Origin of the sequence: Kineococcus sp. NBC_00420 (assembly GCF_036021035.1) — a bacterium.
Lineage (GTDB): Bacteria > Actinomycetota > Actinomycetes > Actinomycetales > Kineococcaceae > Kineococcus.
The window spans coordinates 748,705-760,456 of record NZ_CP107930.1 but is presented as its reverse complement, the minus strand read 5'-3'; the positions used below and the strand labels follow the sequence as shown (position 1 = coordinate 760,456).

Annotated in this window: 9 protein-coding genes; 4 read left to right on the top strand and 5 right to left on the bottom strand. The window is 69.7% G+C overall.

The features are described 5' to 3' along the window. Positions 1-275 precede the first annotated feature (275 nt). From OG218_RS03760 to OG218_RS03750, 3 genes are all read right to left on the bottom strand, one after another. Positions 276-854: a DoxX family membrane protein gene (locus OG218_RS03760; protein WP_328291860.1), complete on the bottom strand. Its 579-nt coding sequence runs from the start codon at positions 852-854 to the stop codon at positions 276-278. 713 nt (positions 855-1,567) lie between these two features. Then, on the bottom strand, positions 1,568-2,626 hold the full coding sequence (locus tag OG218_RS03755; protein ID WP_328291859.1) for a cell wall-binding repeat-containing protein: 1,059 nt from the start codon (positions 2,624-2,626) through the stop codon (positions 1,568-1,570). A 103-nt stretch (positions 2,627-2,729) separates the two neighbouring features. Next, complete coding sequence (locus OG218_RS03750) at positions 2,730-3,665, bottom strand: ferritin-like domain-containing protein (RefSeq protein WP_328291858.1); 936 nt, start codon at positions 3,663-3,665, stop codon at positions 2,730-2,732. A gap of 529 nt (positions 3,666-4,194) precedes the next feature. On the opposite strand from OG218_RS03750, the gene OG218_RS03745 reads away from it, so the two are divergent. The 4 genes from OG218_RS03745 to OG218_RS03730 all read left to right on the top strand — a co-directional run bounded on the left by OG218_RS03745 (position 4,195) and on the right by OG218_RS03730 (position 9,406). Beyond that, positions 4,195-4,437 carry a WhiB family transcriptional regulator gene (locus OG218_RS03745; RefSeq protein WP_328291857.1) on the top strand — a complete coding sequence of 81 codons (243 nt, stop codon included), beginning with the start codon at positions 4,195-4,197 and terminating at the stop codon, positions 4,435-4,437. A gap of 209 nt (positions 4,438-4,646) precedes the next feature. Continuing rightward, positions 4,647-6,638: a SpoIIE family protein phosphatase gene (locus tag OG218_RS03740; protein WP_328291856.1), complete on the top strand. Its 1,992-nt coding sequence runs from the start codon at positions 4,647-4,649 to the stop codon at positions 6,636-6,638. A 171-nt stretch (positions 6,639-6,809) separates the two neighbouring features. Next, the gene (locus OG218_RS03735; RefSeq protein WP_328291855.1) at positions 6,810-8,318 is read left to right on the top strand and encodes a DUF2254 domain-containing protein; all 1,509 of its coding nucleotides are present in this window, start codon (positions 6,810-6,812) and stop codon (positions 8,316-8,318) included. Continuing rightward, the gene (locus OG218_RS03730) at positions 8,315-9,406 is read left to right on the top strand and encodes a mechanosensitive ion channel family protein (protein WP_328291854.1); all 1,092 of its coding nucleotides are present in this window, start codon (positions 8,315-8,317) and stop codon (positions 9,404-9,406) included. Before OG218_RS03735 ends, OG218_RS03730 begins: the two co-directional genes overlap by 4 nt. 109 nt (positions 9,407-9,515) lie before the next feature. Here OG218_RS03730 and OG218_RS03725 read toward each other — a convergent pair whose 3' ends face one another. Together OG218_RS03725 and OG218_RS03720 are read right to left on the bottom strand one after the other, a co-directional pair. Further along, entirely contained in the window at positions 9,516-11,393 is a 1,878-nt protein-coding gene (locus OG218_RS03725; RefSeq protein WP_328291853.1) for a glycoside hydrolase family 15 protein, read from the bottom strand. A gap of 36 nt (positions 11,394-11,429) precedes the next feature. Further along, the gene (locus OG218_RS03720; RefSeq protein WP_328291281.1) at positions 11,430-11,717 is read right to left on the bottom strand and encodes a hypothetical protein; all 288 of its coding nucleotides are present in this window, start codon (positions 11,715-11,717) and stop codon (positions 11,430-11,432) included. Between the last annotated feature and the right edge of the window lie 35 nt (positions 11,718-11,752).

Here is an 11,752-nt window from a genome sequence, read left to right as displayed (position 1 = left end):
ACGGTGTCGAGGTGGTGCTGGATCCGCTGTGGCGCAGGCAGCCTGTCCGTCCAGTTGCCTGGGAAGCTCTGATCGAGAGGCGCCGGATGCGCCTTGGGTAGCTCTTCAGAGCGAAACGCGGTGCGGCTCTTGGTGTCCCCGGAGACCTCGGCGGTCTCGCGGCACCGGGCTCGGGGGCAGACCGTGTGGTTTCTCCGTGGGTGTCTTCGCGTGGTTTCTCTGTGCGGGGTGATTCGCTGGGCTGTGCGTTCTTGACGTTCCCCGCTGAAACGACGTCAGCCGCGCAGGGCCACCGCTTGGGCAGAACGGATGGCGTCGGCTGCGGTGAGGACCTCGTCCTTCCAGGAGCGGTAGTCGCTCTCACTGATCCCGTGCTCCGCGCACAGCTCCTCCAGCGGGCACTCCTCACGGATCCCGGCCAGGACGATGGCCAGTTTCTCGCGGGCAGGCAGCGGCCGGCTCGTCCGCCTCTGACCGAGGAAGGCTGCGGCGATGACCAGGGCAGCGCCGAGGAGGATGACGTCCTTGAGGACGTACTGCCCCTCCAACGTCGGGGCGTGGTGGGGACCGGCGAAGAGGCGGTGCGGCAGCAGGACGATCGGGGAGAGGATCCCCGCCAGCTGGGGAACCAGGAGGAGGAGGGCCGCGGGCAGGAACCTCCCGCCGAGCAGCAGGCACGCACCGATGACCGTCTCCAGCGAGGCGACGCCGATCAGTGCGAGGTGGTCAGGGACCAGTCCGAAGGTCAGCATGCGGGTGGTCGTCACCGCGAGGTCTTGCGCCGGGCTGGTTCCGGGAAAGAACTTCAGGACGCCGAAGCCGAAGAAGACCAAGCCCATGCTCAGCCGCAGCACCAGGAGACTCTGAGTGGTCAACAGCGTGTGGGCCGTGGCGTTTGCTCGGTGCAGGTGTTCCCGGGGCGTCATCACGGGGATCGTTCGGAGCGAACACCGTGGGCGATGGGTCCAGTTCGCTGCGGCCAGGACTGGGGTGGCGTTCTCACCCGGTTGCTTCGCGCGCGCGGCTCCGGTGGCGGGCTCGACGATCCCGGTCTGCGGCACGTCAGGCGGCGCGTTCGACAGCCGGCGCGTGCTCAGCGGGCACCGAGAACGGTCGCGAGACCGGCTTGCTCGTCCAAGGTGGTGCTCGTGCGGTCTGGACATCGTCCATCCTCCCGATGGTCGCCTCCACGTCCTGGATGCCTTGGCCCACTGCCCCGGTGGAGGTCTGGATGGAGGCGATGAGTTCCCGGACTCGTTCGGTGGCGCCACCGGTTTCGCGGGCCAGTTCCTACATCTCACTGGCCACGACCGCCGTCCCGGCGATGATGACCGATGGAGTCCACGTCAGCACGGCCGGCGATGACGTGCGGTGGGACCTGTTGCGAAGCGCGATAGGGCGCTGACCCGGGTCGATCTTCGAAGGAGGCCGTGGTGCGGTGCGGTGCGGTGATCTCCCGCTCACCGCACCGCACCGTCACATCGTCACGTTCTTGCCCGGTGTTGAACGGATGGCTCGTGTCAGCTGACGAGCACCTTCAACGCACAGCGGCGTTCCTGGGTGGGTCCTACTGGACGGCGGCGGTGGCGGCGTCAGCCGCGGCCTGGGGGACGGAGGGGGTTCCGCCGAAGATCCAGCCGGTGCCGCGGCCGGTGTAGCTGGTCTTGTGCCCGGAGAGGTAGCTGGTCGTCGTCGCGCCGAGCGAGCCGTCGAAGTCGATGAAGACCAGCGGCACCCCCTGCGATCCAGCGACCGGCGCGGCGGAGAGGGCGTCGGCTGCGGTGGTGTCGGAGCCGCCGACCAGGGCCACGGACTGGGTGTCGAAGTTCTGGCTGGCCGTGGCGTAGTCGGCGATCTTGGTGGCGGTGTCCTGTCGGCTGGTGCCGCCCAGGCGCTGAGTTCCACCGGCCTGGGAGTAGACGGCGTCGGAGACCGAGGCGGAGCTGCCGAGGACGACGCGGTTGCTGCTTCCCAGCTCATCCAGTGCGGTCTTCGTCACCGCCGGGAGGGTGCCGGCTTCGGTGAGCAGGATCGGGTAGTTGCGCGCCCACGCGATCGGCCCGGCGGCCAGGGCGTCGGCGGTGGAGGTGCCGGAGGCGAGGAAGACCTGCTCGGGGGCGTTGCCGTTGGGGTTGTCACCGTCTTCGGCGGTGCCGCCGGCTTCGGCGACCAGGGCGGCGGTCTCGTAACGGTCGGCGCCGGCGATGCGGGTCACGTCCTTGCCCGCGGCCTTCCAGGCGTCTTCCTGGGCGGTGGAGACGCGGTCGGTGCCGCCGATGACCCAGACGTTCTTCGCGCCCAGGCGTGCGATCTCGGCAGCGGTGACAGCAGGGACCGCCGTGGTGTCGGTGTAGAGGATCGGCGCGGACTTGAGTCCCGCGAGGTAGGAGGCGGTGAGGCCGTCGACGGTGGCGTAGCCGTTGACGATGACGACGTCAGTGGCTGCACCGTCGGTGGGTTCGAGCAGCTTCGAGGACTCCACGGCGGTGGCGAAGCGGTCGGCTCCGGCGATGCGGTGGTCGAACTTGAAGCCGGCGGCGGCCTGAGCGGGTGCGGCGATGGCGGCGGCGCCGCTGAGTCCGACGAGCAGGGCCAGCCCGGCGCTGACGGCGGTGTGCTTCTTCACGATCGTGTACTCCAAGGATGTGGGTGGTTCAAGGGTGTGGACGGTTCGAGGGAACGTCGAGGTCGAGGGGAGGTCGACGTCGACGGGAGGGGTGGGGTGGGGCTCAGCTGGTCTTGAGGTCGCCGTTGAGACCGGCGGGGTAGAACCCGCCCTTGCTGACGCCGGTGCCCGGGGTCAGGTACACGATGTTGAGGACTTCCTGCGGCGAACGGCTGAACGCGATCGAGTTCGCGTCGGTCGGGACGAGGTTCGCGCGCCCGGACGCACCGGTCGTGATGCCCTGGTCCTTGTCCGCGCCGGCCCCGTCGAGGGAGTCGCGGGCGTCGGAGATGGCGTTGGTGGGGGTGGAGAGGCCGTTCTCGTACAGCAGGGTGCGCACGATGCCCGCGTGGTACGCCTCGACGGCGAGGATGCCGGCCGCGGCCTCGAGGTAGTCCTTGTTCTGGATGAGCGGTGCCGCGCCCTTGTAGGCGGTGACCCCGACGTCTTCGAAGAGGAACGCGCCGAGCAGGAAGAACGCCTCGGAGGAGAACGGGTCGAAGGTCTCGCCCTGCTTGATGACCCCGGCGGCGACGGCCGCACCGGTGAAGGAGTTCTGCAGGTCGATGGCCGGCCGTGCGACGGCGGCAGCCCCGAGGTTCGCACGCAGGAACTTCACGTGGGCGATCTCGTCGTTGGCGATCTCTTCGGCGTAGTAGCGCATCGACTTGGACTTGAAGGGGACCCGGTGCCCGCCGGTGACGCCACCCATGGTGCCGGTACCGGTGGCCATGGCTTCGGACAGGCCGTGGCCGTAGGCGGCGAAGCAGTAGAACTCGGCTTCGAGGTATTCCAAGTTGAGGGCGAAGTTGAGAACCGTGCCGTCACTGATGGGGTCGCCCGGGGCGGCTTCCGCGGGGGCGGCGACGGAAGCTCCGACGAGGCCGGCGCCGACGGTGCCGGCGGAGAGCAGGCCCATGCCGCGCAGGAAGTTCCTGCGGTCGGCGGGGGTCTCGGAACTGCGGTTGATCATGTCGACGATGAGAGACTTCTTGAACATGGCCAGCTTCCTGTCCGGGCACCCCCTTCGTGAGGGTGCCGTCATCACGCCACGGGGTGCATCCAGCGGCAGCTTCTCCGTGCCTTCGACCCCTCGTGATGGGAACCATCGGGAACCGGTGAGAAGTCGTAGGCGGTGACCGTTCGGATCGTGGGGCGCGGTGGACGGTGTCCGTCCGCTGCCAGGATCACTGGTGATCACTACAGACCAGAGTGCCGCACCTCGAGCCCCATCACCACCCCTAGTCACAATCTGATCACTTGCAGTAGGCAAAAGTGGGCTCGATGTGGCTTCCAGCAGTGGGCCGGACGGACGGGCGGGCGGCGGGCGGGCGAGGCGGAGGTCGTCGACGGGGGACCTGAGTCGAGGGGACCTCAGTCGTGGCTGGATGTGTCCGAGCTGACTGGAGCCCGTGTGTCGAGGTGCGCCGAGCGTGATGTTGAGCGCGCCGGAGGCTCAAGTTCGTGCCGGGAGCTGTCGATAGAGCGCCAGGGAGCGTGCTGCTTCGACCTTGTGGGGAGGGCGTTCGATGAGCGAGTGGCGTCACCGCGCTGTCTGCCGGGATCAGATCGAGCTGTTCGATCAGACGTTCGACGTCAATCGCCGCCACCACGACGCCGCGGTCGCGATCTGCTGGCAGTGCCCGGTCCGCCAAGTGTGCCTCGAGGACGCGATGGACTACGAGATGCGGGGTCCTGGTCGCTTTGGCGTCCGCGGTGGCCTCACCGCGCGTGATCGTGAGCGGGCGATCCGTCTCGGGCGCAGTGCGTGACGCGTGGCGTACCCACGCATCCAGTCAGATCCAGCACGGTGGGCGGCTTGCTCCGGTGCCAGGAACACGAGTTGTGGTCGACGGACGGGGCTGACCTCAGCGAGTAGGGGGTGGGGCGGCTTTCGATGAAGTGGTGCGCTGACCGCGAGGCCACGAGCTGACCCGCGTGCGGTCCGTGCAGGTCAATGGATTCGGTGATGATGGTGACTGTGAGCGTCATCGGTCGCGAGCAGCGCCTGCCGAGAATCTTCGCTGCCCTGCCCTTTCCCTGCATGCTCTTGGACCCCGACCTGGTGATCCTCGAGGTCAGCGGTGCCTACCTCCAGGCCACGGGTCGACCCCGTGCGGAGCTGGTAGGTCGCTACCTCTTCGAGGCCTTCCCCTTGGCGCAGGCAGCTCCTTCAGCCCTACCGGGCCACGAGATCGACAGTGGCGGCGGCGGTGCAGAAGTGCAGGATCCGCAGGTCCTGGTGCGGGCTTCGATGCTGCGGGTGCTGGCCACCGGGGTCGCGGACCCGGTGCCGCTGCAGAAGTACGACATCCCCGACGCTGACAGCCCCACCGGCTTCAGCGAACGGTGGTGGAGCTTCACCACCTTTCCCGTCTTCGGCGCCGCCGCCGAAGACGAGAAAGGTGCTGGTGCTGGTGGGCAGGTCGCCGCGTTGCTGCACGTGACAGAGGACGTCACCAAGGAGATCACCCGCACCAGCACCACCCTTTCAGGTCGGGGTGCGACGCAGGAGGAGGTCGAGCAGGAGGTCCAGCGCTCCACTGCGGCCCTACGTGGTCGAGCCCAGCAGCTGGAAGCCGACCTCTACGAGCGAGCCGTCCAGGTGCAGGCCCTGACCGCTGCCCGGGAGCAGGCCGTGACGCGCCTGGCGGGACTAGCACGCACCGCCCTGGCCCTGGCCGAGGCCGGCAGCGTGCTGGAGCTGACCAATCAGATCACCGAACACGGCTTGGCCGCGACCGGCTGCGACAGCGGCGCCGTGGCCGTCTTCACCCCCGGCGATGCCACGATGATGGATCTGACCATCACCGACGGCTTCGGCGCCGCCACCCAACGCAATTACGCCCGGCTGCCCGCCGACAGTGTCCTGCCGGCCTGCGTGGCGGCGAGCACCGGACGCACGGTGCTGCTGAGCGACGCCGCGGCGTGTCTGGCGTGGTCACCGCAGATGCGGGACGTGATGGACTCCACCGGTTCCCAGGCCTTCGCCTGCCTGCCCCTGGTCGCCGACGGGCGGGTGCTGGGCTCCTTGACCGCGGGGTGGCACCAGCCGCAGACTTTCGACGCTGAGCAGGTGGAATTGCTGGATGCCTTCGCCGCCCAGTGCGCGCAGGTGCTGGACCGGTTGCTGGTGCACGAGGCCGAGATCGCTGCCCACGCCGAGGCGGCTGCGGCGTGGGAGACCCTGCAGCGCTCGATGCTCACCGAACCCCCTGAGCCGGACCATCTGCAGGTGGTCGTCCGCTACCGCGCCGCTGCGCGGACGGCGCAGATCGGTGGAGATTGGTACGACGCCTTCTTCCAACCCGACGGCTCCACCGTGCTGGTCATCGGCGACGTCATCGGGCACGACACGATCGCGGCGGCGGCAATGGGACAGGTGCGCACCATGCTCCGCGCGGTCGCGGCGCACAGCGGTGACGGGCCGGCTGCGGTGCTGAGCGCCACCGACCGGCTGCTGCGGCTGTTGATGATCTCCACCAGCGCCACCGCGGTGGTGGCCCGCCTGGAGCAGACCGCGCAGGAGCACGAGGACGGCGTGAGCCGGTTGCGCTTCTCCAACGCCGGGCACCTGCCCCCACTGGTGCTGGACACCGATGGGCGACCCAGGCTGTTGGAGGCGGTCGAGGCGAACCTGCTGCTCGGCATCGATGCCGACACCCCCCGGCAGGAGTCGGTGGTCACCCTGGAGCGGGAGTCCACGGTGATCTTGTACACCGACGGGCTCGTGGAACGGCGCGGTGAGTCCCTGCAGGTCGGACTGGAACGTTTGGCGGAGGTGGCCGGTGAGCTGGCCCAAGGCGGTGTCGACCTGGATGGCCTGGTGGATGGACTCTTGCAGAGGTTGGTGCCGGAGCAGCCTGAGGATGACGTGGCCCTGATCGCGGTACGACTGCACCCTCAGGACGTTCCCCGTCCGGCGGTGGCCGGCCCGAACCGCATCCCGGACGTCGTACCGCCGGAGCAGTGACGCCGGAGCAGTGACGACGCCGTCAGCGACCTGATCCGGATGTCATCAGGCGGTGCCGGTGGCGCGGTGTCACTGTTCACCGATCCCCGCCCCGGGGGTTCGCGGTAGAAGAGGTGTATCTGTGCTGGTCGATGGCGTCTGGGTGGCTTCGGTTGTGCTGGGGGTGCGCAGGTGAGGGGCCGCGCGATGCGGGTGCGGGCGGTAGTGACGGCTGCGCGGACCTCGTTGTGGCCCGTGCCGGTGGCCTGCATCGTCCTAGCCCTGATCGCCGGTGTCCTGCTACCGCGCCTGGACCGCGCTGCCGACGATCACGTTCCCGCCTGGGTGTCGGACCTGATCTTCAGCGGTGGGCCCGGAGCGGCGCGCACCATCCTGGACGCGATCAGCAGTTCCCTGATCACCGTGACGTCGTTGACGTTCTCCCTCACGGTGGTGACCTTGCAGCTGGCTAGTAGCCAGTTCTCTCCCCGGCTGCTGCGCACCTTCACCCGTGACCGCTTCGTCCACGTCACGTTGGGGATCTTCCTGGCCACCTTCACCTACGCCCTGACGGTGGAGCGGACGGTGCGCTCCGCTGATGAGGAGGGCAGCGCGTTCGTGCCGCAGTTCTCGGTGACGGTGGCCTTCGTGCTGACCATCGCCAGTGTCATCGCCCTGGTCCTCTTCCTGGCTCACCTGGCCGGGGAGATCCGGGTGGAGACGATGCTGCGGACCGTGCACGAGGACGCCAGCGGCACCGCCCGGGCGGTGCTGGGTGGCCCCCGACCCCGCGGTCCTGTCGCAGCCGGCTTGACCGGGGACCCCGCCGCGGACCTGCACCCCCCGCAGAGTGCGGTGCCGCTGCTGGCCCGCCGGTCGGGGTTCCTGGTCCGGGTCGATGAGGACGCGGTGCTGGCTGCTGCGGTGCGAGCGGACGTGCTCATGGTCCTCGAGCCGCTCCCGGGAGCCTCGGTGGTGACCGGGACGCCCATCGCCTGGGTGTGGCCGGCCGGCGGCGGCACGGTGGTGGGGCAGGAAGTGCTGAGCGAGTTGGAAGAGGCGGTGGCCGACGCTGTGGTCATCGGACCCGAGCGCACCGAAGCTCAGGACGTCGCCTTCGGGTTGCGCCAATTGACCGATGTGGCGACCAAGGCGCTGTCGCCGGGGATCAACGACCCCACGACCGCGGTGCACGCCTTGGGGCATTCCTCGGCGCTGTTGTGCGAACTCGTGGGCCTTCGTCTGGGCCCGAAGGGCCTGTACGACGGCGAGGACGGCGACGGCAACGGCGATGATGACGGCGACAGCGACAGTGGAGACGGCGGGAAGCGTCGGGGGCTGCGGGTTCTGGTGGCCCGGCCCTCGATCTCGGACCTGCTCGACCTGGCTGTGGCCCAACCCCGCCGTTACGGCGCCGCTGATCCCAGCGTTCTGGCCGCTCTGTACGAGCTGCTGCGGTCGCTGGCCTGGTGCGCACGCGCGGACACCCCCCAGGCCGGCGAGGCGGTCACCGCGGTCGAGGACCAGCTGAGCCGTCTGGACGCCACCGCGGCCGCGGCGGCCCGGGACGGGGATCACGACGAGAGCGAAGCGGCCGCTCTGCGCGTCCAGGGTGAGCAGGTGCGCCGGGCCTTGCAGGGGGTGTGGCGATCCGTCACCGCCGAGACCTCCGCACCGTTCAGTGACGGGGGGCAGCGGTGAACGCCGAACTGGTCGCGAGCACTGCGACCGAGACGGGAGTGGATCCCTCCGGTGCGGTGCGGATCCTCGGAGTCACGCTGGTCGGGGTCAGTGCCACCACCGGGGTGAAGGTGCTGTTCACCCTGGCGCTGATCGTCGTCGTCGTCGCCTTGCAGGCCGCGGCTCGAGCGGTGCTGCGCCGCATGCTCGGGGGGCAGGTCGCCGATCCCCGCCGCTTCTGGGCCCGCCAGGGCCTGCAGGTCATCACCGCGGTCGTCCTGGTCCTGGGTGTGGTCTCGATCTGGATCACTCCCGAGACCGACGTGTCCACCGGGGTCGGCCTGATCAGCGCGGGTCTGGCCTTCGCCCTGCAGCAGGTGATCCTCTCCCTGGCTGCCTACGCGGTGATCCTGCGCGGGGACACCTTCGGGGTCGGGGATCGCATCGTGCTCGGCGGGGTGCGCGGTGACGTCGTGCGCCTGGGGTTCCTCAAGACCACGATCATGGAGATGGGCCAGCCCCCGGCCGTGGCCGGGGCTGACCCGGCCACCTGGGTCCACTCGCGCCAGTACACCGGGCGGGTGGTCACCGTCACCAACGCGGTGATCTTCGAGGAGCCGGTCTACAACTACACCCGCGACTTCCCCTACCTGTGGGAGGAGATCGCCCTGCCGGTCTCCTACGACGCCGACCGCCACCGCGCCGAATCCATCCTGCTGGACGCGGCCCGCACCCACGCTGTCGTTGACGATCCCGACGCTGAGCGGGCCCTGGCGCGGATGCGCACCCGCTACGCCATGGCCGACGCGGCGCTCGCGCCGGCGGTGTACTGGCGCATCACCGACAACTGGCTGGAACTCTCGCTGCGGTTCCTGGTGCACCACCGCGGGGTCCGGGAGGTCAAGGACGCCATCACCCGTCAGGTCCTCGGGGGTCTGGACGAGGCCGGTATCGGCATCGCCTCCGCCACCTACGACGTCGTCGGACTCCCGCCGGTGGAGGTGACGTTCACCCCTGGCTCAGCCCAGTCCAGCCCGACTCAGCCCAGCTCGGCCGAGGTCGACGATCCCGATCGAGGTCCTGCGACGACGCCTCCCGGCCGCTCATAGCCCGAGCGTCGCTGTTCTGGACCAGAACTGAGACAGCTGTCCCGGGGCGGGAGAGGGGTCCCACGGCAGCCTGCTGGCGTTCCCGTGGGAGACCGCGTCGAGCCGGTCCTCAGCGGTCGGTCGGGCCGCGTTCAGCGCTGCCAGCCCCACCGCGGTCACTACCACTGCCATGGCTCCGGCTCAGGTCGGCGGGGTGGCTGCCGCCGAGGTGGCGGGCGGCGTTGACCAGGCCGACGAGGCTGAAGGCCTGCGGGGTGTTCCCCAGGTGCCGCCCGGTGGCCGGGTCGTACTCCTCACTCAGCAGGCCGACGTCGTTGCGCAGCAGCAGGAGGCGCTCGAACGTCTCCCGGGCCTGGGTGCGGCGCCCGATGCCGTGCAGGGCGTCGGTCAGCCAGAACGTGCAGGCCAGGAACGCGCCCTCTTCCCCGGCAAGACCGTCGCCGCCGTCGGCGCTGGTGGCGTAGCGCAGCAGGAACCCGTCGCGGTCCAGCTCACGCTGGACGGCCTCGACGGTGCCGATGACCCGTTGATCCTCCCAGGGCAGGAACCCCACCTCACCGATGAGAAGGGTGGCGGCATCGAGGCCGGTGGAACCGTAGGACTGCGTGAACGTCGCACGGTCGGGGTCGTAGCCGCGTTCGCAGACTTCGGCGTGGATGGCCGCGCGGGTTCGGCGCCAGCGATCCACCGGTCCCTGCAACCCGAACCGTTCGACGCCCTGGACGGCTCGATCCAGTCCGACCCAGGCGAGCACCTTGGAGTGCACGAAGTGCCGGCGGGGGCCACGAACTTCCCACAAGCCGTTGTCGGGGTCCTGCCAGTGACCTTCGAGGTGGTCCAGCAGTGCCCTTTGCAGGTCCCAGGACGCCTCATCGGGGGCGATCCCGGCACTGCGTGAGAGGTGCAGGCCGTCGAGGACCTCGCCCCAGACGTCGAGCTGCAACTGATCGGCTGCGGCGTTGCCGATGCGCACAGGTCCTGAGCCTTCGTAGCCGGGCAGCCAGGGCAGTTCTGCTTCCTGGAGCCGGCGGGTGCCGTCGAGGCCGTACATGATCTGCAGCTGTGCGGGGTCGCCGGCGACAGCGCGCAACAACCACTCCCGCCAGGCTTTCGCCTCCTCTACGAAACCCGTTCCGAGCAGCGCCTGCAGGGTGAAGGTGGCATCGCGCAGCCAGGTGAAGCGGTAGTCCCAGTTGCGTGAGCCGCCGAGTTGTTCGGGCAAAGACGTCGTCGCGGCGGCGACGATTCCGCCGGTGGGTGCGTAGGTGAGGGCTTTCAGCAGGATGAGTGAGCGTCGCGTCGCGGCGTCCCAGCGGGCGGCGGTCTCCGGTTCATCCTGCAGTGTCGTGGGCTGGAAGGTGTAGCGCTGCATCCAGTCCCGCCAGAAGTCCGCGGTGGACGACAGGGCCCGTTCGGCGTCGACCGGCTCAGGGTGTTCCAGCCAGGACGGGGCGTAGGTCAGGACGAACGGGACCCGGTCCCCGGCGCCCACCTGGAACCGGGCGACGGTGGCCATGCCCTCGCCGTGCAGGTGCACCGGGGTGTGCAGGTGGACCGCGTCCGGGCCGGCGACCGCGCGCATCCCGCCGTCGAGGGAACGGACCCAGGGGACGACGCTGCCGTAGTCCATCCGCAGCCGCAGGTCGGCCTCCACCTCGACACTGCCGCTCACGCCCTCGACGATGCGCACCAGGTCGGCTTCGCGCCCGCGCGGGGGCATGAAGTCGATGACCCGGACGGTGCCCTCGGCGCTCTCCCACTCCGATTCCAGGATCAGCGTGTCGTCGCGGTAGCGGCGGCGGGTGCAGTTTCCGGCACCGACCGGGGCGATGCGCCACCGCCCGGCCTCTTCGTCGCCGAGCAGGGCCGCGAAGCAGGCGGCGGAGTCGAAGCGGGGTAGGCACAACCAGTCGATGGAGCCGTCGCGGCCGACGAGGGCGGCGGTCTGCAGGTCTCCGATGAGTCCGTAGTCCTCGATGCGGGCCACGAGGCATCTCCTTCGGCTTAGGGGTCGGGTGAGAGGTCAGGAACTACTGTGGGTGCGAACGGTTCGCAGACTCAGCACGCACCAGGTCGTGGCGAGGATGGCGTCCACCAGGGCACCGCGGGCGTAGCGCGGTGCGCGCACCGCCAGCGCGAGGCAGGCGATCGCGTGGACGCCGTCGACGGCCGCGGCCAGTCGACGTTCCGTCCGCCCGGGCACCAGGGCACCTCCCGCCGCCTGCAGCAGGTGGCGGGCACCGAGGATCCGCGCGACGACGAGCGCGGCACCGTCCTCGCTGACCGGCTTCCCAGCGGTGAGTCCCAGCACCCGGTGAGGTGCGATCAGGAGAACGACACCCCAGC

Bases quoted from the DNA above. Each gene is read 5' to 3' on its own strand.
- OG218_RS03750 (WP_328291858.1), bottom strand. From the start codon at position 3,665: ATGTTCAAGAAGTCTCTCATCGTCGACATGATCAACCGCAGTTCCGAG.
- OG218_RS03745 (WP_328291857.1), top strand. From the start codon at position 4,195: ATGAGCGAGTGGCGTCACCGCGCTGTCTGCCGGGATCAGATCGAGCTG.